The sequence below is a fragment of the Embleya sp. NPDC005575 genome (assembly GCF_040605455.1).
Taxonomy (GTDB): domain Bacteria; phylum Actinomycetota; class Actinomycetes; order Streptomycetales; family Streptomycetaceae; genus Embleya.
Window position 1 is genome coordinate 1 of record NZ_JBEXCV010000085.1, and the last position, 20768, is coordinate 20768.

At 70.6% G+C, this 20768-nt stretch carries 17 protein-coding genes; 9 read left to right on the forward strand and 8 right to left on the reverse strand.

Going from position 1 to position 20768, the window contains the following annotated elements; genetic code table 11:
• Nucleotides 1-116: 116 nt before the first annotated feature.
• Nucleotides 117-1202 (reverse strand): prephenate dehydrogenase, encoded by a 1086-nt coding sequence (locus tag ABZS54_RS25640; protein ID WP_355540533.1) that lies wholly within the window; start codon nt 1200-1202, stop codon nt 117-119.
• Between the two features lie 169 nt (nt 1203-1371).
• Between ABZS54_RS25640 and cmk the strand changes: the two genes are divergently transcribed.
• From cmk to der, 3 genes are read left to right on the forward strand one after another with little or no spacing between them, the layout of a single operon-like run.
• Nucleotides 1372-2058, forward strand: coding sequence for a (d)CMP kinase (cmk, locus tag ABZS54_RS25645; protein WP_355540536.1), 687 nt, complete (start codon nt 1372-1374; stop codon nt 2056-2058).
• Complete coding sequence (locus ABZS54_RS25650) at nt 2055-2720, forward strand: lysophospholipid acyltransferase family protein (RefSeq protein ID WP_355540539.1); 666 nt, start codon at nt 2055-2057, stop codon at nt 2718-2720. Before cmk ends, ABZS54_RS25650 begins: the two co-directional genes overlap by 4 nt.
• Before the next feature lie 44 nt (nt 2721-2764).
• On the forward strand, nt 2765-4234 hold the full coding sequence (gene der / locus ABZS54_RS25655; RefSeq protein ID WP_355540542.1) for a ribosome biogenesis GTPase Der: 1470 nt from the start codon (nt 2765-2767) through the stop codon (nt 4232-4234).
• An 84-nt stretch (nt 4235-4318) separates the two neighbouring features.
• Here der and ABZS54_RS25660 read toward each other — a convergent pair whose 3' ends face one another.
• The 3 genes from ABZS54_RS25660 to ABZS54_RS25670 form a co-directional block, all read right to left on the reverse strand.
• Complete coding sequence (locus tag ABZS54_RS25660) at nt 4319-4624, reverse strand: hypothetical protein (protein WP_355540545.1); 306 nt, start codon at nt 4622-4624, stop codon at nt 4319-4321.
• Between the two features lie 389 nt (nt 4625-5013).
• Nucleotides 5014-6315: an adenosylmethionine--8-amino-7-oxononanoate transaminase gene (gene bioA, locus ABZS54_RS25665; protein ID WP_355540548.1), complete on the reverse strand. Its 1302-nt coding sequence runs from the start codon at nt 6313-6315 to the stop codon at nt 5014-5016.
• 110 nt (nt 6316-6425) lie between these two features.
• Nucleotides 6426-7205, reverse strand: coding sequence for a hypothetical protein (locus tag ABZS54_RS25670; RefSeq protein ID WP_355540551.1), 780 nt, complete (start codon nt 7203-7205; stop codon nt 6426-6428).
• 610 nt (nt 7206-7815) lie between these two features.
• Here ABZS54_RS25670 and ABZS54_RS25675 point away from each other — a divergent pair.
• Together ABZS54_RS25675 and ABZS54_RS25680 are read left to right on the forward strand one after the other, a co-directional pair.
• Nucleotides 7816-9201: a glycine betaine/L-proline ABC transporter ATP-binding protein gene (locus ABZS54_RS25675; RefSeq protein WP_355540553.1), complete on the forward strand. Its 1386-nt coding sequence runs from the start codon at nt 7816-7818 to the stop codon at nt 9199-9201.
• Nucleotides 9194-11080, forward strand: coding sequence for an ABC transporter permease/substrate binding protein (locus ABZS54_RS25680; protein WP_355540555.1), 1887 nt, complete (start codon nt 9194-9196; stop codon nt 11078-11080). The genes ABZS54_RS25675 and ABZS54_RS25680 overlap by 8 nt, the downstream gene beginning before the upstream one ends.
• Nucleotides 11081-11162: 82 nt before the next feature.
• Here ABZS54_RS25680 and ABZS54_RS25685 read toward each other — a convergent pair whose 3' ends face one another.
• Nucleotides 11163-12287, reverse strand: a complete 1125-nt coding sequence (locus ABZS54_RS25685; RefSeq protein WP_355540558.1) for a hypothetical protein — start codon at nt 12285-12287, stop codon at nt 11163-11165.
• A gap of 323 nt (nt 12288-12610) precedes the next feature.
• On the opposite strand from ABZS54_RS25685, the gene ABZS54_RS25690 reads away from it, so the two are divergent.
• Nucleotides 12611-14245: an MDR family MFS transporter gene (locus ABZS54_RS25690; RefSeq protein ID WP_355540561.1), complete on the forward strand. Its 1635-nt coding sequence runs from the start codon at nt 12611-12613 to the stop codon at nt 14243-14245.
• Between the two features lie 98 nt (nt 14246-14343).
• Here ABZS54_RS25690 and ABZS54_RS25695 read toward each other — a convergent pair whose 3' ends face one another.
• The 3 genes from ABZS54_RS25695 to ABZS54_RS25705 form a co-directional block, all read right to left on the reverse strand.
• Nucleotides 14344-15201 carry a 3-hydroxybutyryl-CoA dehydrogenase gene (locus ABZS54_RS25695; RefSeq protein ID WP_355540564.1) on the reverse strand — a complete coding sequence of 286 codons (858 nt, stop codon included), beginning with the start codon at nt 15199-15201 and terminating at the stop codon, nt 14344-14346.
• Between the two features lie 59 nt (nt 15202-15260).
• Nucleotides 15261-15482, reverse strand: a complete 222-nt coding sequence (locus tag ABZS54_RS25700; protein ID WP_355540567.1) for a hypothetical protein — start codon at nt 15480-15482, stop codon at nt 15261-15263.
• A 99-nt stretch (nt 15483-15581) separates the two neighbouring features.
• The gene (locus ABZS54_RS25705) at nt 15582-16397 is read right to left on the reverse strand and encodes an SDR family oxidoreductase (protein WP_355540570.1); all 816 of its coding nucleotides are present in this window, start codon (nt 16395-16397) and stop codon (nt 15582-15584) included.
• 153 nt (nt 16398-16550) lie between these two features.
• Between ABZS54_RS25705 and ABZS54_RS25710 the strand changes: the two genes are divergently transcribed.
• The 3 genes from ABZS54_RS25710 (at nt 16551) to ABZS54_RS25720 (ending at nt 20761) form a co-directional block, all read left to right on the forward strand.
• Nucleotides 16551-17045, forward strand: a complete 495-nt coding sequence (locus tag ABZS54_RS25710) for a TIGR03618 family F420-dependent PPOX class oxidoreductase (RefSeq protein ID WP_355540573.1) — start codon at nt 16551-16553, stop codon at nt 17043-17045.
• Nucleotides 17046-17233: 188 nt separating this feature from the next.
• Nucleotides 17234-19462: an acyl-CoA dehydrogenase gene (locus ABZS54_RS25715; RefSeq protein WP_355540576.1), complete on the forward strand. Its 2229-nt coding sequence runs from the start codon at nt 17234-17236 to the stop codon at nt 19460-19462.
• 108 nt (nt 19463-19570) lie between these two features.
• On the forward strand, nt 19571-20761 hold the full coding sequence (locus ABZS54_RS25720; protein ID WP_020555539.1) for an acyl-CoA dehydrogenase family protein: 1191 nt from the start codon (nt 19571-19573) through the stop codon (nt 20759-20761).
• The last annotated feature ends 7 nt before the right edge of the window (nt 20762-20768 follow it).

Here is a 20768-nt window from a genome sequence, read left to right on the forward strand (position 1 = left end):
GCCCGCACAGTCCGGCGGCACCGCGCCCGCCGGTCTGCCCGGGCGGACACCCGCCGCCGCAGCCGCCGGTGACGCCCGCCGGGTCGATGGGGGTCGCCGGGCGGGCGGACCGGGGTTCAGCGTTGTACGGTCCAGCCGCCGGCCCGCAGCGCCGTCGTGAGCGCCTCCGCCCGCCGCGGGTCCACCTGGAGCTCGACCAGGCCGGCCGGGCGGCCCTGGGCGTGGTCGATCCGGATGTCCTCGATGTTGACCTCGGCCCGGCCCACGTCGGCGAACAGCCGGGCCAACTCGCCCGGCCGGTCGGGGACGACCACCGGGACGGCCTCGTACCGCGCGGCCGGCTGCCCGTGCTTGCCCGGGATCCGGCCGTGTCCCACGTTGCCGCGTCGCAGCAGTGCCTCCACACCGCGTGAACCCAGCTCGCGCTTGGCCTCGTCGTCGGCGCCGAGCGAACGCAACGCGCCGACCACGGTGTCCAGATCGGTGGCCAGCCCGGCGAGCACGTCGGCGACCGCGTTCGCGTTGGCGCCCAGGATGTCGATCCACAACCGGGGATCCGAGCCCGCGATCCGGGTCACGTCCCGCACACCCTGGCCCGCGAGCCGGGTGTCGGTGTCCTGCGCGTGCTCCAGGCGCGCGGCCATCAGCGCGGACACCAGGTGCGGCGCGTGCGAGACGAGCGCGACCGCGTGGTCGTGGTCGCGCGGCGCCATCACCACCGGCACCGCGCGGCACAACGACACCATCTCCAGCGCCCGGTTCAGCGTCTCGGTGTCGGTCTCGCGCGAGGGGGTGAGCACCCACGGCCGGCCGTCGAACAGGTCGGCCCGCGCGGCCAGCGGCCCGGAACGCTCGCGCCCGGCCAGCGGATGGCCGCCGATGTAGCGCGTCGCGTCGCAGCCCAGGTCCGCCATCTCCCTGAGCGGCTGCTCCTTGACGCTGGCCACGTCCGTGTAGCTGAGCGCGAGCCGCTCCGCCTGCACCAGCCGCACCGTCTCGGCGATCCGCCCCGGTGGCACCGCGAGCACGGCCAGGTCCACCGGCTCCGGCGGCGTCGCCTCCAGCCCCGCGCCCATCGCCGCCGCCGTCTGTACCGCGGTGCTGTCCCGATCCCGCAGATACACGGTGACCCCGCGCGCGGTCAGCGCGAGCGCGACGGATGTACCGATCAGTCCGGTGCCGACCACGGCGGCGGTACGCACGACGGGAACTCCAAGGGGCGGGTGACGGAATAATGGGGGAACCGATCAAGGCTATCCGTGACGGTACCCTCGGGCGGTGTCCTATCGCCCTGCGGCATCCACTGCGCCGCCCGGTTCGGCAATACCCGTGACGGCCCCCGTGCCGGCAACAAGCGAAAGGTCGGCGACCGTGGAAGCCCGTACGCCGCTCGCGACCGCCGTGGTCGCCATCGACGGTCCGTCAGGGTCCGGCAAGTCCAGCGTCTCGCGCGCGGTCGCCGCCCGGCTGGGCCTGCGCTACCTGGACACGGGTGCGATGTACCGGGCGATGACGTGGTGGATGCTCAGCAACGACATCGACATCCACGACCCCGTCGCCGTGGCCGCCGTCGCGGACAAGCCGCAGATCGTCTCCGGGACCGCGCCGGACGGGCCCACCATCACGGTGGACGGCAACGACGCGGCCGGCCCGATCCGTACCGACGAGGTGACCAAGGCGGTCAGCGCGGTCAGCGCCGTACCGCAGGTGCGCGCCCGCCTGGTCGCGCTACAGCGGGCCGAGATCGGCCCGGGCGGCATCGTGGTCGAGGGCCGCGACATCGCGAGCGTGGTGGCGCCCGACGCGGCGGTCAAGGTCTACTTGACCGCGTCCGAGGCGGCCCGCGCCGCCCGGCGCAACGCCGAACTGACCGGCACGCAGGCCACGAGCGTCGAGGCGACCCGGGCCGATCTGGCCCGCCGGGACGCGCTGGACTCCGGTCGCGCGGTCGCGCCCGCCGCGATGGCCGAGGGCGCGATCCTGGTGGACACCACCGAGCTGGACCGCGAGCAGGTGGTCGACCACCTGCTCGCCCTGGTCGCGGAACACGTGCGGTGACCGGGGCCTTCGGGACCACCTCGAAGCCCCCGCTCGCCGGGGCCGCGCACTTCATCGGCGAGCCGCTGCTGCGCAGTTTCTGGCGGGTGCGCGCGCTGGGCGCGTGGCACGTGCCGATGGCCGGCCCGGTGATCCTGGCGGGCAATCACGCCAACTTCGTCGACGGCCCGATGCTCTTCGCGTTCGCGCCGCGGCCCACGCAGGTGCTGGTCAAGCGCGAGATGTTCGCCGGCGCACTCGGCCCGATCCTGCGCGGGATCGGCCACATTCCGGTCCAGCGCGGGGTCGCCGACCGCAGGATGATCACCGATTCGCTCGATGTACTGGCAGGCGGCGGCGCACTCGGCGTCTTCCCGGAGGGCACGCGGGGACAGGCCGACTTCTCGGCAGTGCACAATGGACTTGCATATCTGGCATTGCGCTCCGGGGCACCCATCGTCCCGGTGGCCTGCCTCGGCACCGGTGCGCGGGGATCCTCGATCGGTGCATTGCCGGGTCTGCGCTCCCGGATCGACGTGGTCTACGGCAAGCCCTTCAAGGCGGTCGAGAACGCCGACCGCCGGGCCACCCGCAAGGCCGTCCAGGCCGCGTCCGACCGCATCGTCGAACGGCTCACCGCGCACCTGCGCGAGGCCGAGCGGATGACCGGCCGCGCCGGCTGACCACGATCTTCACCCGTACCGCTACCCGAACGAGGAACACCCCCATGGAGCAGCACGCCGACGCCACGACCGAGGGCGCCTTCGACCCGGAGGCGTGGGAGGCGGGCTACGACCCCGAGGAATGGGTCGACCTGGAAGGGGACGCCCCCGACCGAGGCGAGCACGGCGACGAGTCCGGCGGACCGCTGCCGGTGCTCGCCGTCGTGGGGCGACCCAACGTGGGCAAGTCCACGCTGGTCAACCGGATCATCGGGCGCCGCGAAGCGGTCGTGGAGGACACCCCCGGGGTGACCCGCGACCGCGTGTACTACGAGGCCACCTGGAACGGCCGACGGTTCACCGTGGTCGACACCGGTGGCTGGGAGCGCGACGTGGTCGGGATCGACCTGTCGGTCGCGGTCCAGGCCGAGTACGCGATCGACTCGGCGGACGCGGTGATGTTCGTGGTCGACGCGATCGTCGGCCCCACCGACAGCGACGAGGCCGTCGTCAAGGTGCTGCGCAAGTCCGGCAAGCCGGTTGTGCTGGCCGCCAACAAGGTCGACAACATGGCGCAGGAGGCGGACGCCGCCGCGCTGTGGTCGCTCGGCCTGGGCCAGCCGTGGCCGGTCTCGGCCGTGCACGGCCGAGGCAGCGGCGACCTGCTCGACGCCGCGCTGGCGGTCCTGCCGGAGGCTCCCGCACAGCGCTTCGGCGTCATGGAGGGCGGCCCGCGCCGGGTCGCGCTGCTCGGCCGCCCGAACGTGGGCAAGTCGAGCATGCTGAACAAGGTCGCGGGCGAGAACCGGGTGGTCGTGGACAAGATCGCGGGCACCACCCGCGACCCGGTCGACGAGCTGATTCAGCTCGGCGGCAAGACCTGGAAGTTCATCGACACCGCGGGCATCCGGCGGCGGGTGCACCTGACCCAGGGCGCCGACTTCTACGCGTCGCTGCGCACCACGGCCGCGCTGGAGAAGGCCGAGGTCGGGGTGATCCTGATCGACGCCAGCGAGCGGCTGACCGAGCAGGACACCCGGATCATCTCGCTCGCGGTCGAGGCCGGGCGCGCGATCGTGATCGCGTACAACAAGTGGGACCTGATGGACGAGGAGCGCCGCTACTACCTCGAACGCGAGATCGAGCAGGACTTGGTGCAGGTCACCTGGGCGCCCCGGGTGAACGTCTCGGCGCTCACCGGCCGGCACATGGAGAAGCTGGTCCCGGCCATCGAGACCGCGCTGGCCAGCTGGGAGAAGCGCATCCCCACCGGTCAGCTGAACGCTTTCCTGGGCACGCTGGTGGCCTCCCACCCGCACCCGATCCGCGGTGGCAAGCAGCCGCGCATCCTGTTCGGCACCCAGGCGGGCACCAAGCCGCCCCGCTTCGTGCTGTTCACCAGCGGCTTCCTGGAGGCCGGCTACCGCCGCTTCATCGAGCGCCGGCTGCGCGAGGAGTTCGGCTTCCCGGGTACGCCGATCGAGATCCGGATGAAGGTCAGGGAGAAGCGCGGTCGCAACAAGACCGGTCGCTGACCACACACACGAGGAGGGCCCGGACGCCGGTCGCGTCCGGGCCCTCCTCGTCGTTTCCTGCCTGGTTCGCCCGGTCGCGGCACATCAGAGCGGGAGGTGGCCGTGCGGGGCGGGTACGCGCGGGGGCTGGGCGGGAACCAGGGAGGCGCCGCGGTGCCGGCCGTACGTGGTGTAGCCGCCCTGGGTGGGCAGCGAGAAGTTCGGGAACGGCGGATCCTGCGCGTACGAGTGGCTGATCGCCGCGGGCGCGCCGTAGGACGGGCGACTCGCCGCGAAGTCCTCGTTCGAGCGCTCGTGCGGGACGGCGCGGAACATCCGCCGCCACTCGGTCTCCAGCGCGTTGTAGATCGGTGTCAGAACATCGTGGGTGGGCGCCGCGGGAGCCCCCACGGCGACTACGGGATGGCCGAGGGCCCGGCTGCTGATGGAGTCGTCGAAACTGAACACACCAGGCCCAACGACCGAAACGCTCGGCGGTTGCGGCCTGGTTGGGCGGCTTCGCGGCAGGCTCGCGAGGCGTGCGGTGAGTTCGCGGGGGTGGGTGGTGGGGCGGTGAGTTTGGGGTGGGCGGGGGTCGGGGGTGTGGCGGGGCAGCGTGCCGGAAGCGCGGAGAGCGGCGGAGCCGCAAGTGTCGACTTCGTGGCCCGGAGCGAAGCGCAGGGACACGAAGTCACGAGCGAGGGGCCGCTTTTTCTTGGAGGAGCGAAGCGGGGGAAAGAAAAAGTGGTGCCTCGCGAGCCGGCGACGAAGTCGCCCAACAATGGCTGGGTTGGGGCGTGCTATGTGTGGGTGCGGACTACCTCGACCATGGCTGTGGTTACCGTGGCCAGGTCTTCCGGGGTGATGACGTACGGCGGCATCGTGTAGACGAGTTTGCCGAACGGGCGGATCCAGACGCCTTGTTCGACGAAGGCGGGTTGTACGACGGCCATGTCGACGGGAGTGGCCAGTTCGATGACGCCGATGGCGCCGAGGACGCGGACGTCGACCACGCCGGGGAGGTCGCGCGCCGGGGCCAGGCCGGTGCGCAGGCCCTCGGACAGCGCCGCGACGCGTTCGCGCCAGGGGCCGGAGAGCAGCAGGTCCACGCTCGCCCCCGCGATCGCCGCCGCGAGCGGGTTGGCCATGAAGGTCGGGCCGTGCATGAACGCGCCGCCCTCGCCGCGCGAGATGGTCTCGGCCACCTCGTCGGTGCACAGCGTGGCGGCCATGGTCAGGTAGCCGCCGGTGAGTGCCTTGCCCAGGCACATGATGTCCGGCGCGATTCCTGCGTGTTCGCACGCGAACAGCTCGCCGGTCCGACCGAAGCCGGTGGCGATCTCGTCGGCGATCAGCAACACCCCGAACCGCGTGCACAGTTCCCGGATCCGGCGCAGATACGCGGGGGAGTGGAAGCGCATTCCGCCCGCACCCTGCACGATCGGTTCCAGGACCACTGCCGCGATCGTCGAGCCGTACCGCTCCAGCAGATCCTCGATCGCCGCGGTGTCCTCGGCGCGCGGCGCGGTGTCGAAGCCGGCCGGTGGAATCGGCGCGAACAGGTGGGCCGGCAGTACCCCGGAGAACAGGTGGTGCATTCCGCCGACCGGATCGCACACCGACATCGCGCCGAACGTATCGCCGTGATACCCGCCGCGCACGGTGAGCAGGCGGGTGCGCTCGGGCCGCCCGCGCCCCCGCTGGTATTGCAGCGCCATCTTGAGCGCCACCTCGACCGCGACCGAGCCGGAGTCGGCGAAGAAGACCTTGTTCAGCGGCTCGGGGGTGATCTCCACCAGCCGCCGCGCGAGTCGTACCGCCGGCGGATGGGTCAGCCCGCCGAACATCACGTGCGCCATCGTGTCCACCTGCGCGTGCGCGGCGGCGTTCAGCACAGGGTGGTTGTAGCCGTGGATCGCCGCCCACCACGAGGACATCCCGTCGACCAGTTCGCGACCGTCGGCGAGCCGAAGCCGGACCCCGTCGGCGCGGACCACCGGGAACAGCGGTGCGTTGCCCTCGGTGCTCGCGTACGGGTGCCAGATGTGCCGCCGGTCGTGCGAAACCAGTTCGTCGCCGTAGGCCGCGTCGTAGTGCTCCATAGGCCACGCACGCTATCGGAGTGCGGGAGGCGGCCCGGAATCGGCCGCCGCCCGCCCGTGCCCGTGCCGCCCGGCCGCCCGACCATCCGCCCCGCCGGGCCGACGGTCGTTCAGATGCCGCTGACCGGCACCGATCCCGCGGCCAGCAGGTTGCGCCGACCCGCCTCGTTCAGCGCGGCGGCCAACTCGTCGTTGCCGGTGTGGATGCCGATCGTGCCCACCGGGGCGGCGAACAGGAGCACCACGCCGTGCGTCTTGGCCGCGTTCAACCACGCCTCGGGCACCTCGGCCGGGGTCTGCGCCTGCCACCACGCCTCGGTCCGGCCACCCGTGCCCGGGAAGAGCACCGCGGTCAGGTAGCCGTCGGTCATCCGCACCGACCAGCCGCCGAGCAGGGGCGGCAGGGTCTCGTCCGGCGTGGCGATCGGCGCGAATCCGCGTTCGCCGAGCAGGGACAGGAACTCGTCCCGCACCCCCGGGGTACCCGGGCGGGCCACGGCCGCACCTGGCTCGACCACCAGTGCCGCGTAGGTCACGCCCGCGCACACCACCATGCTGCCGGTGATCGAGATCGGTACCGGACCGCCCGGCACCACTGTCTGCACGGCGAGCCCGGGATTGGCCTGCGCGGCGAGCAGCGGCTCGACCGCCGCTTCGGACACCGGGATCACCTGCGAGGGGATGCAGCGCGTGTGCGCGAACGCGAGCACCGCGGTCTCCTCGGCCAGGTACAGCAGCGCGCTGGTCTCCACGGAGGTGGTGTCGCCCTCGCCGCGGCACGAGGCGCACGCGTAGGTCTGGGGACCGGTCTCCCCGGCCACCAGTCGGGCGGCCTCGTCGTCGCCGATCTCGGCGCGGACCTCGGGGCTGACGTCGAGCAAGCGTGACACGGATGGCTCCATCGGTAGGGGTGCGTGCGACAGTGGGGGATCGCCGTCTGCGTTCTCGCGGCGGGACGTTACCGTCTGGTGACGTTGTGTCACCTGGAGAACGCGGGAACGTCACCCCTATGGGGCATGTGCGCCCCGGCCGCGCCACGGCCATTCGGGCGACGGCGCCGGAGTGCACGCCCGTGCACGACGGTCGGCCCGGAGGAATCCGGGTCGGATATACGTTCGATGACCGAGAGGTATGAGTATGTCGATGTGATCACGTCGCGGTCACCGTGTGATCACGGTCGAAAGGCCGTTCGAAATCGGGTGATCAGCTCATCAATTCGGACATATGCGAACGTGTCAATGAGATGAGAATCTCCATATGTTTCTCATCGGAATAGCTCGGGCAAGTCACGCCCGGTAACAAATGCGGGATACAACTTTTTCCGGGCAGGACCCGGAAAAGGCGTTCGACCCCGGACGTGCGCCGCTGCCGTGACGTTTTTGCGGCGGCCGTACTCCCGCTTCCACAGTCCGCGGCGCCGGTGCCCTCATCACGGCGGTGCTCCGGCCCGGAACCGAAGTCAACGGTTCCGTTCCCCGCGGCCCTAATGACGAGGTATGTGTGTCCAGACTCAGGGCCGAAGGCCTGTACAAAATTTTCGGTCGGCGCGCCGACGACGCGGTCCGGCGACTTCGCGCCGGCGAAAGCCGTGACGATGTACGCAAAAGCAATGCCACTCCGGCCGTCATCGACGTCTCGTTCGACGTCGCCGAGGGCGAGATCTTCGTGGTGATGGGCCTGTCCGGTTCGGGCAAGTCGACCCTGCTGCGGATGCTCAACGGTCTCCTGGACGCCACTGCCGGTGCCGTCTACATCGACGACCGGGACCTGACCTCGTTGCCCGCCAAGGAACTGCGCGAGGTGCGCGCCCGGCGCATCAGCATGGTCTTCCAGCACTTCGCACTGTTCCCGCATCGCACGGTGCTGGAGAACGCCGGTTACGGGCTGTCCGTGCAGGGGGTGCCGGCGGCCGAGCGGGATCGACGAGCCCGCGAGGCACTGGCTCTGGTCGGCCTGGCCGGCTGGGAGGAGTCCGCGCCGGGCGAGTTGTCCGGCGGCATGCAGCAGCGGGTCGGTTTGGCTCGCGCGCTCGCCACGGATGCCGACATCCTGCTGATGGACGAGTCGTTCAGTGCGCTCGACCCGCTGATCCGGCGCGAGATGCAGGACCAACTCCTGGAGCTCCAGGAGAAGTTGCACAAGACCATCGTGTTCATCACGCACGACCTCAACGAGGCGATGCGGCTCGGCGACCGGATCGCGGTGATGCGCGACGGCCGGGTGGTCCAGATCGGCACCGCCGAGGACATCCTGACCGACCCCGCCAACGACTACGTGGCGTCCTTCGTCGCGGACGTGGACCGTACCCGGGTGCTGACCGCCGGTTCGATCATGGAGGACTCGCGCGCCACGGTGACGTGCGGCGAGGGGCCCCGGGTCGCGATGCGCACGATGCGCGAGGCGCAGACGACGGCGGCCTTCGTGGTGGACTCGCGCGAGAACGGCCGCCGACTGCTCGGTGCGGTCACCGACGCCGCGGTCACCGAGGCCGCGCGGACCGGCGACCGCAGCATCCGGCCCGATCCGACCCTGGACGTGGTCACGGTGACCCCGCAGACCCCGGTCGCCGAACTGTTCACGCCGTGCGCGGAGAGCAGGTTGCCGCTCGCGGTGGTGGACGAGGCGATGCGGCTGGTCGGGGTGATTCCCCGGGTGAGCCTGTTGGCCGCGCTCGGCAACGCGGCGCAGAGCGGATCGGGCGACACCGAGGGCGGCACGCTCGGCGTGACCGACACCGGCAGCGTCAAGATGCTGGTGCCCGCGGGGCCGGCGGAGAAGCTGCTGCCCACCGGCGCGGTGGAGGGCTCCACCCCGACCGCCCCGCGCGTCCCGGCTCCGGCCGGCGAGCGGATCGTGCCCGAGGGCGAGGTGCGCGACGATGCCTAGGATTCACGTGGGCGACTGGGCGGAGAGCCTGGTCGACTTCATGCGCGACCACTTCGCGTGGTTGTTCGACTTCATTCAGAGTGTGGTGGGCGGTGCGATTACCCACCTCGCCGACTGGCTGACCGATTCGCCGCTGCCGGCCGTGGTCGTGCTGTTCGCGGCCATCGGCTGGGCGGTGCGCGGCCTGCTGTTCGGGCTGCTCACGGCGGTGGGCTTCCTGCTCATCGACGGCCTGGACATGTGGCAGCCGGCGATGTCCACGCTGGCCCTGGTGCTGGTCTCGGCGGCGGTCGCGCTGCTGGTCGCGGTCCCGTTGGGCATCCTGACCGCGCGCAGCCGCGCGGTGGGCACCGTGGTCAAGCCGGTGCTGGACTTCATGCAGACGATGCCGGCCTTCGTGTACCTGATCCCGGCGATCACGTTCTTCGGTATCGGTGAGGTACCGGGCGCCGTGGCCACCGTGGTCTTCGCACTGCCGCCGGGCGTGCGGATGACCGAACTCGGCATCCGCAGCGTCGACGCGGAGATGGTCGAGGCCGGTGAGGCGTTCGGCACCAGCGAGTGGAGGATCCTCAAGGACATCCAGTTCCCGCTCGCGTTGCCGACCATCATGGCCGGCGTCAACCAGGTCATCATGTTGTCGCTGTCGATGGTGGTCACCGCCGGCATCGTCGGCGCGGGCGGCCTGGGCAGCGAGGTGTTCGGCGCGCTGTCGAACAACAACGTGGGCCTGGGCGTCGAGGCCGGTGTCGCGGTGGTCGTGCTCGCGATCTACCTGGACCGTACGGTCAGCGCGGCCGGACAGCGGGTCGAGGCCCGCGCCAAGCGCTCGGCGACCGCGCGTTCGGCCGACGGCTTCACCCCCAAGTGGCTGCTGGACTGGCGTCCGCGCCCGGTCGTCGCGGTCGGCGGCGTGGTCGCGGTCGCGCTCGTCGCGGGCCTGCTGGGCGGCTTCGGGCTCGGCTCGGCGGACAACGGTCGGAAGAAGATCACGGTCGGCTGGATCCCGTGGGAGGAGGACGTCGTGGTCACCAACATGTACAAGCAGTTGTTGGAGAAGCGTGGCTACGACGTCACCCTGAAGCAACTGGACGTGGGCCCGCTGTTCCAGGGCCTCGCGCGCGGCGACATCGACCTGTTCCTGGACGCGTGGTTGCCCACGCTGCACAAGAAGTACATGGACGAGTACGGGTCCAAGCTCGAGGAGATCGGGCAGTGGTACAACAATGTCGACGTGCAACTCGCGGTCCCGAAGAACCTCCCCTACGACTCGGTCGAGGACCTCAAGGGACACGAGAAGGAGTTCGGCGGTCGGATCATCGGCATCGAGCCGGGTGCGAACATCATGGACCTGACCGAGAAGAAGCTGATCCCGGAGTACGGGCTCGACTTCGACCTGGTCAAGAGCAGCACGCCCGCGATGATCGCCGAGTTGGACCGGCAGATGTCGGCGGGCAAGCCGATCGTGGTGACGATGTGGCGTCCGCACTGGGCGTACACGAAGTACGACATCAAGCCGCTGGCCGATCCGAAGCAGTCCTACGGTGCGCCGGGGTGGATCAGTTCGATCGGTCGCAAGGGCTTCGCGAAGGACTTCCCCGAGGTGAACACCTGGGTGAAGAACCTCAAGCTGGACGACTCGGTGCTCGGTCCGCTGGAGAAGAAGGTCTTCGTCGACTTCGATGGCAAGCCGAACGCCGCCGCCGAGGGGGTCAAGGCGTACCTGAAGGAGAACCCGGACGTCGAGAAGAAGTTCCTGGCCGACCTGCCGCCCGCGGGCGGGGAGCAGCCGAAGCCGGATCAGGGTGGTGGACAGGGCAAGACCGCGCAGCCGCAGTCGTTGCCGGCGCCGACCCGGGAATCGGCGGGGGAGCGGTGACGGATCGGGGCGAGGACCCGACCGGGTGAACCCACGACGGGGCCGCCGCACGCATGCCGTGCGGCGGCCCCGTCGTCGTTGGTCAGCGGCGGATCTGCCAGTCGGCGTTCGGGGCGATGGGTTCGCACTTGTAGCCCCAGCGCGAGGCGCCGTTCGCGAAGGCCTTGAAGAAGGTCTCGGTGGGTTGGCCCAGGGTCAGACCGGGGGGATCCTCGCCGTTGTGCCGGCTGAGCTGGTAGGCGACGGTGTGGCCGTCGCACATGCCGAGCACCTTGCCCTCGACGGTGCCCGCGAGTTGGGCGTCGTTGGGAACACCGCCGGTGGGCAGCCGCTCGGACAGCGCGGCGCGTTCGCCCGGGATCTCGGCGCCGGGCGCCAGGTAGCCGTGCACTATGGCGAAGGACAACACCCGCTTGTTGTCCAGGAACAGATCGCAACCCTGGATCGCGCCGGGACCCTCGGGAGTCGCGGACGCGGTCCAGCGTGCGCGTTGTTCGCCGGCCGCCTGCGGGCCGAGCGCGGCGGGTTCGAGCATGCCGCACACGGGCGCGTCGGTGATCGGCTTCGGCTCGTTCGCCGGCTTTATCGTGCCCGGACGCGGGGTTGTCCGGGAATCGCAGCCGCCCGCCTTGGCCACGCCGTTGGCGAGGTCGACGACCAGATCGGCCAACTGCTGCCGCCGGTCGGGCGGAGTCGGCGCGCCGGCCGGCCCGATCGTGCGGGCGCGCACCAGCATCGGCACCGGGTCCTTGACGTTCTGCACCTTGCAGTTCTGCACGAGCCACGCGTCGTCCGCGCCGGCCATGCCGTACAGATCGTGGTCCTTGTCGCCCAGCGGTGCGGATCCGGTCGTGGTCAACCCGGGCAACTGGACCCGCTCGGCGCCCGCCGTGTTGAACAGGTAGGCCGAGCCGATGAAGGCCTGATCGCCCGCCGAGACCTGGCAGCGCAGCACCGGGTAATGCTCCTGCGGGAGCTGGTCCGTGCCGGTGAACGCGGGCGCTGCGGGCAGCACGGCGGTCACCGACGGGGTCGGCAGGATCCCCGCGCACACGGTGGCGCCCACCGGCGTGGTCCCCGAGCCGGTGGGCGTTATCGAGGAGGGCTCGGCGGCGGGCGAACCGGTGCTCGAACAACCGGCCACGAGCAGGCCGGCGGTCACCAGGCTCGCCACGGATACGGCCGGACGCAGCCTGGAGCGAAGCATGCGGCCCAGGATATCGGGCCGCTCGATCGCGGTTTCCCTTCACCCACCAGCCGGTCGGCCTATCCGCTGCGAACGTGCCGATCAGGACGATCCACATCGGCGCGGCGAGGGTGGGCATCCGGAACCGGATCGGCGCCGAGACGGCATCACGATGCTGTTCGCGTCATCGACCGATCGCGGTGAGGCGCGCCGGCTTGACCATCTCTTGAAAGTTGCTTGCAGCAACAAAGGACGCTATGGTTGTACCAAGCAACGAGTGTCGGGGGTGGGAAAGCCGCGTCCGGGCGCAGAGCATCCAGGGCAAGCGAAGCAAAGGGGAAGGCATGACCGACGCACCGGCCGCGGAGGCGGCGGCGCAGCCGATGTCGCACCGGCAGATCATGGAGGCCCTGTCCGGGCTGCTCCTGGGCATGTTCGTGGCGATCCTGTCGTCCACGATCGTGTCCAACGCGCTGCCGCGGATCATCTCCGACCTGCACGGCAGCCAGACCTCCTACACCTGGGTGGTCACCGCGACCCTGCTGGCGATGACCGCGACCACCCCGATCTGGGGCAAGCTCGCGGACCTGACCAGCAAGAAGCTGCTGGTCCAGCTCGCACTGGTGATCTACGTCGCGGGTTCCGCGCTGGCCGGTCTCTCGCAGAACACGAGCATGCTGATCGGCTGCCGGGTGATCCAGGGCGTCGGCGTCGGTGGGCTCACCGCCCTCGCGCAGGTGATCATGGCCGCGATGATCTCGCCGCGCGAGCGCGGCCGGTACAGCGGCTACCTCGGCGCCACGTTCGCGCTCGCCACCGTCGGTGGTCCGCTGATCGGCGGTGTCATCGTGGATACCCCGTGGCTGGGGTGGCGCTGGTGCTTCTACGTCGGTGTGCCGTTCGCGGTGGCCGCGATCGTGATCCTGCAGAAGACGCTCAAGCTCCCGGTGGTCAAGCGCGAGGTCACCATCGACTACCTGGGCGCGACGCTGATCAGCGCCGGTGTCTCGGTGCTCCTGGTCTGGGTCTCGCTGGCGGGCAAGAACTTCGACTGGATCTCCTGGCAGACCGCGGCCATGGTGCTCGGTTCGCTGCTATTGATCGCGCTGGCGATCCGGGTCGAGGGCCGGGCGACCGAACCGATCATCCCGTTGTGGTTGTTCAAGGAGCGGACCATCGTGCTCGCCGTGCTCGGCAGCCTCGCGGTGGGTCTGGCGATGATGGGCTCGTCGGTCTTCCTCAGCCAGTACTTCCAGATCGCGCGCGGCAAGTCGCCGACCGTGTCCGGCCTGATGACGCTGCCGATGATCGGCGGCCTGGTGCTCGCCTCGACCGTGGTCGGCAAGCTGATCACCGCGACCGGCTTCTGGAAGCGCTACCTGGTGATGGGCGGCATCTCGCTGACCATCGGCCTGGGCCTGATGAGCACCGCCCGCGCGGACACCAACCTTTGGGTGCTCGGCGTGTACATGTTCGTGCTCGGCATGGGCGTCGGCGCGCTCCAGCAGAACCTGGTGCTCGCGGTGCAGAACGCGGTGCCGATCCACCAGTTGGGCGCGGCCAGTTCGGTCGTCGCGTTCTTCCGCAGCCTGGGCGGCGCGGTCGGCGTCTCGGCGCTGGGCGCGGTGATGGCGACCAAGGTCACCGGCTACCTGTCCGATGCCGGGCTCAAGTCCGGTGGGGGTGGCGGCGCCGGTATCCCGAACGTGCACCACCTGGGGGAGCCGGCACGTGGCATCGTGGAGACCTCGTACGGCCACGCGGTCGGCGACATCTTCCTGTTCGCGGCCCCGTTCGGCCTGCTCGCGCTGATCGCGGTGTTGCTGATCAAGGAGGTCCCGCTGCAGACCGCGCAGGCGATGGTGGTGGCCAAGGCCGAACCACAGGCGCCCGCGGCGGACGCCGAGGCCGCCGGGCAGCCGGCGGCCCCGGAGCCGAGCGCGGTACGGATCGACAAGGTCGGGGCGCGGACGCCGTAGCCTCCCGGTACGCGGCTCGGGGCGGTCCCATGCGGGGCCGCCCCGAAGCGTGTTCGGGGGTCCGGAGCGATCCGAGCCGGACCCGGTACCGGCCGGACTCAGTACTGGTAGAAGCCGCGCCCGGTCTTCTTGCCGAGCAGCCCCGCGTCGACCATGCGCAGCAGCAGCGGCGGCGAGCTGTACAGCTGCTCCTTGAACTCGTCGTAGAGGCTGTCCGCGACCGCCTTGATCGTGTCCAGACCGATCAGGTCGGTCAGCCGCAGCGGGCCCATCGGGTGCGCGCAGCCGAGCACCATGCCGTTGTCGATGTCCTCCGCCGAGGCGAAGCCGGACTCGAACATCCGGATCGCGGAGAGCAGATAGGGCACGAGCAGCGAGTTGACCACGAAGCCGGCGCGGTCCTGCGAGCGGATCACCGTCTTGCCCAGCACCTCGCCCGCGAACGCCTCCGCGCGGGCGGCCGTCGTCTCGCTGGTGAGCAGCGAGGGCACCAGCTCGACCAGCTTTTGCACCGGCACCGGGTTGAAGAAGTGGATGCCGACGACCTGCTGCGGCCGGGCCGTGGCCATGCCGAGTTTCATGATCGGGATCGAGGACGTATTCGACGCCAGGATCGCGTCCTCGCGCACCACGACCTTGTCCAGCGTGGCGAAGATCTGCGTCTTGAGCTCTTCGAGCTCGGCCACGGCCTCGATCACCATGTCCCGGTCGGCGAAGTCGCCCAGGTCGGTGGTGTACGTGATCCGGGCCAGTGCCGCGTCCCGATCGGCCTCGGCGAGCTTGCCCGCCTTCACCCCACGGTCGATCGAAGTGGTCACCCGAGCCTGCCCGGCCTCCGCCGCCGCCGCGCTCGTCTCCGCCACCAACACGTCCAGCCCGGCCTTGGCACAGACCTCGATGATCCCGGACCCCATCAGCCCGGCCCCTACCACCCCTACACGCCGTACATCGGACACCACGTACTCCTCGCTCCACTTGCTGCCGTCAGCCTCCTCGGCATCCTCTCAGGTGAGCGTCAGCGGGCGTCGATGCACCGGACGGGTTGCCCGGTGAGCTTGGCGACGACGTCGAAGTCGCGGTCCGCGTGCAGCACTACGAGGTTGTGTCGGGTCGCCGTGATCGAGACGACGAGATCCACGACGCTCGCGCATTCGTGCTGTGACTTCTCCCGGAGTCGGTGTTGCAGCGCTGCGGCCTCCGTCCATACGGAATCCGGTACATGAAAGTGGGGCAGCATGTCGTTGGTGAGCCGGTCGAGCGCTTCGTATGACGCGTATCCAAGTCGCCCCGGGGGTGTCCTCCTGGTTCACCCGAAGGAGCGGACGGTGTGTCGGCGTCAGTGCGGCGCCGCGTCCATGTCCGGCAGCGGATACGGGAACTTGGCGCCGACTGCGCCGTCGACCGTCAGGGTCTGGCCGCTCACGTAGCGGGACAGGTCGCCGGTGAGGAAGAGGAGGGGGCCGGCGATGTCGGCGGGGAGGGCCACGTCGCGCAGGGGGGCGTTGGCGGTGTTCGCGGCGCGGCCGGGTTCGCCGAGGTAGGCCGATACGCGGGGGGTCCAGACCACGCCGGGGGCGACCGCGTTGACCCGGACGCCGGCGGGGCCCAGTTCCACCGCGGCCGAGCGGACCAGCGAGATCAGGCCCGCCTTGGCCGCGCCGTAGGCCGCGTGCATCGGCGCGCCGGTCATGCCGGAGACCGAGGCGACGAAGGTGATCGCGCCGCCGCCGTGCGCGGCCAGGTGTGCGCCGCCCAGTTGCAGGGCCAGCAGCGCGTGCCGCAGCACGATGTCCTGGTGCCAGGTCCAGTCCTCGTCGGTGATGGAGAGCAGATCGGCGTACTTGCTCATGCCGATGATGTCGACGATCGCGTGCGCCCGGCCCAGCCGCGCCCGGACGTCGGCCCACAGCCGGGTCACGTCCGCGCGCGAGGTGGCGTCGCCGGACCAGGCGAGCCCGTCCACCTCCTCCGCGATGTCCTTGGCCAGGTCCGGGTCGCGGTCCACCGCGAACACACGCGCGCCGGCCTGGGCGAGTGCGTGCGCGGCCTGTCGGCCGATGCCCTGGCCTGCGCCGAGCACGACGACGCCGCGTCCGTCGAGCCGGAGCCGGGCCGGGTAGTCGGGCACCTCGGAGTCGTCGGTTCGGGTCATGGCGCCGACGCTAGGTAGGACCTGACGCACTGTCAATCATGGTTGGGGAGTTGGCCGGGAGACAACTGACGGTCTGTCAATCGCCCTCTCGGCGTGGCAATGTTTGACCCAGGCAATAAAAATTCCCGGTGGGTGAGAACGAAGGAGTTCGGCATGGGCGAGCACATGGGCCACGGCGTCAAGCAGCGCGATCGGGTCCGGATGACGGACGAGGAGATGGCCGCGTTCCTGGCCGAGCGGCACTCGATGACCATGTCCACGCTCAATGCCGACGGCAGCATCCACTCGGTCGGCATGTGGTACGGCTTCATCGAGGGCGAGGTCGGCCTGGAGAGCAAGGCCCGCGCGCAGAAGGTGCTCAACGTGCGTCGCAACCCGACCATCACGTGCCTGGTCGAAGCCGGCGAGTACTACGAGGAGTTGCGCGGTGTCTCCCTCGTCGGCAAGGCCGAGGTGGTCGAGGAGCCGGAGCGGATCTGGGAGCTGGGGGTGAGCGTGTTCGGTCGCTATGCGGCACCGTACACCGAGGAGATGCGCCCGGCCGTGGAGATGATGCTGAACAAGCGCGTGGTGATCAAGGTCGTCCCGGACCGGGTCGTGTCCTGGGACCACCGCAAGCTCGGGCTGCCGTCCACCCGCCCGAGCTGACCGCCGCGCTCGCGCCCCGCACTGCCCCCGTGCTCGCGCCGTCGGTCGGTGGCTCGGGTGTGCGCTCGGGGTCGTTTCGGACGCGGGCCGCCGACCGCGGGTGCGGGTGCGGATCTGGCGACGCCGGATCCAGTCAGGTAGCCTGTCCGCTTACTTGATCGAGACAAGTATTGGTGAGGGAGTACACAGTGCCGATCGGATTCGCCACCGAGCACCAGGCGTTCGCGGAATCGGTCGCCGGTTTCGTCGCTCGCCACGCCTCGATCGAGGCCACCCGCGCAGCCGCGGACGAACTTTCCGCCGGTGCGCTCCCGAACTGCTGGGCCGCGCTGGTCGGCCAGGGGCTGACCGCCGTGCATTTGCCCGAGGAGCACGGCGGTGCGGGCGCGGGCGTGCTCGAACTCGCCGTCGCCCTCGAAGAGGCCGGCCGCGGCCTGCTGCCCGGCCCGTACCTGTCCACGGTGCTGACCAGCACCATCCTGGCCCGCTGCGCCGGTCCGGAGGTCGGCAAGGCGGTGTTGCCGCGATTCGCCGAGGGCGCCACCGGAGCGGTCGCCGTCGCGCCGAGCCTGACCGCGCACCGGACCCGGGACGGCTGGGAGATCGACGGCATCGCCGAACCGGTCCTGGGCGCGGTCGGCGCGACCTACCTGCTGCTCGGTGCCCGGATCGACACCGACCCCGACCGGGACGAGCAGATCTGGTTCATGGTCGAGCCCGGCGCCCTGGAGAGCGTCGAGGTCCTCCCACTGGACCCGGTCGACCTCGCGCGCGGCGTGGCCCGGGTGCGCACGCAGCACCTGGAGATCACCGCGTCCCGGGTGCTGACCGGGATCGACACCGCCAAGGTGCGCGACCTGGCCGCCGTGCTCGCCGCCGCCGAGGCGGTCGGGGTGGCCCGCTGGTGCTTCGAGACCGCGCTCGCCTACGTCAAGATCCGCGAGCAGTTCGGCGTCGCGGTCGGCTCGTTCCAGGCGATCAAGCACAAGGCCGCCACGCTGTTCACCCGGCTGCAACTGGCCACGGCCGCGGCCTGGGACGCGGCCCGGGCCGCCGACGACACGGTCGAGGACGCCGACGAGCAACTGCGCCTGGCCGCCTCCGAGGCCGCCGTGCTCTGCCTGCCGCTCGCCCGCGAGGTCGCCCTCGACTGCATCACCATGCTCGGCGGCATCGGCTTCACCTGGGAGCACGACATCCACCTCTACTGGCGCCGCGCGGTCTTCCTGACCCAGTGGCTGGGCCCGTCGGGCCGGTGGACCGCACAACTGGGCCGCGCCGCGCTGGAGAGTGTCGACGGTGGCCCCACCCGGCGCTTCGACCTCGAACTCGACGAGGGCGACATCGCCGCCTTCCGGGCCGAGGTGGCCGCGCGCCTGGCCGAGGCGAACACCCACGCCGAGCCGGCCCGTCGGCGGCGCCTGGCCGAACTCGGCTACGTCTCGCCGCACTACCCGAAGCCGTACGGCATCGCCGCGAGCCCGGCCCGACAGGTGGTCATCCAGCAGGAGTTCGCCCGCATCGGGCTGACCCAACCGAGCACGGTCATCGGCGAGTTCGCGCTGCCCACGATCATGGCGCACGGCACCGACGCGCAGCGCGACGCCTACGTGCCGGCCACGCTGCGCGGCGAGATCGTCTGGTGCCAGCTGTTCAGCGAGCCGGGCGCCGGCTCCGACCTGGCGTCGCTGAGCACCCGGGCGACCAAGGTCGACGGCGGCTGGCTGCTGAACGGCCAGAAGGTGTGGAACTCCAAGGCGCACGAGGCCCACTTCGGCATCTGCCTGGCCCGCACCGACCCGGACGCGGCCAAGCACAAGGGCATCACCTACTTCATCGTGGACATGGCCACGCCCGGTATCGACGTGCGCCCGCTCAAGCAGTCCAACGGCCAGTCCGAGTTCAACGAGGTATACCTCGACGACGTGTTCGTGGCCGACGACCAGGTGGTCGGCGAGGTGCACGCGGGCTGGCGGATCGCCCGCACCACGCTGGCCAACGAGCGGGTGATGATCGCCGGCGGCCCGGGCATGCAGGCGTTCGGCAAACTGCTCGCCGACATCGGCGAGACCGGCGCCGTCGCGGCGGACACCGCGCTCGCGAGCCGGCTGGGCGCCTTCGCGGCGGAGCACTTCGCGCTGCGTGCGCTGACCCTGCGCTCGACGCTCCAACAGTTGTCCGGGCTCAACCCGGGCGCCGCCTCCAGCGTGCTCAAGCTCGCGGTCACCGAACACCAGCGGGCCGTGGTCACCGCGCGTCTGGACCGGATCGGCGCGGCCGGCACCCACCACGACGACCTCGGGGGCGAACTGCTCACCGCCTACCTCTCGCTGCCGGCGGTCCTGCTCGGCGGCGGCACCCGGGAGATCCAGCTCAACGTCGTCGCCGAACGCATCCTGGGCCTGCCCAGAGGCTGATCCGACGGCGCCCCGCCCGCGCCGGTTCCCGGCGATCGGCTTTCCGTCCCGGCAACCGGCGATCGACCACCGGCTGTCAGTGCTTTCCACGGCTACCAGGGAGACCACGTGCACATCGCCTACACACCCGAGCAGGAGGACCTGCGGCGGGAACTGCGCGAGTACTTCGCGCGGATCATGACCCCCGAGATCCGGGCCGAGCAGGCCGCAGGCGAGACCAGCCTGATGGGCAAGGACGGCGCGTACTGCCGCGTCGTCAAGCAGATGGGCGAGGACGGCTGGCTGGGCATCGGCTGGCCCAAGGAGTATGGCGGCCAGGACCGCTCGATGCTGGAACAGCTGATCTTCACCGACGAGGCCACCCTGGCCGGCGCGGCGGTGCCCTTCCTGACCATCAACACCGTCGGCCCGACGCTGATGGAGTACGGCACGCAGGAACAGCGCGACTTCTTCCTGCCCAAGATCCTCGCCGGCGACATGCACTTCTCGATCGGCTACTCCGAGCCGGGCGCGGGCACCGACCTGGCCGCCCTGACCACCAAGGCGGTTCGGGACGGCGACGACTGGATCATCAACGGCCAGAAGATGTGGACCTCGCTGATCCACGTCGCGGACTACGTCTGGCTGGCCGCGCGCACCGACCCCGACGCGCCGCGGCACAAGGGCCTGACCATGTTCCTGGTGCCCACGAACGCCGAGGGCTTCTCCTGGACCCCGATCAAGACCATGGGCGGCCAGACCACGTCGCAGACGTTCTACGAGAACGTGCGGGTGCCCGCGTCGGCGATGGTCGGCGAGCTCAACGGCGGCTGGAAGCTGATCACCGGCCAGCTCAACCGCGAGCGGGTGGCCCTGTGTTCGGCGGCGGGCATCCAGCTCGCGCTGCACGAGACCCGGCGCTGGGCCGAGCGGGCCGTGCTGCCGGACGGCTCCCGGGTGATCGACCGCGAGCATGTGCAGGCCAACCTCGGCCGGGTGCACGCCAAGGTCGAGTTCCTCAAGCTGGTCAACTGGAAGATCGCCTGGTCGGTCGACCACGGCACCAAGGTCGGTCCCGCCGACGCCTCGGCGACCAAGATCTTCGGTACCGAGTTCGCCACCGAGGCATACCGGTTGCTGATGGAGTGCATGGGTGAGGACGCCTACCTCCAGCAGGACTCGCCCGGCGCGGTGCTGCGCGGTCGACTGGAGAAGATGCACCGCACGGCACTCATCCTCACCTTCGGCGGCGGCACCAACGAGGTACAGCGCGACATGATCGCGATGCTGGGCCTCGGCCTGCCCCGACCGCCCCGCTGACCCGCCG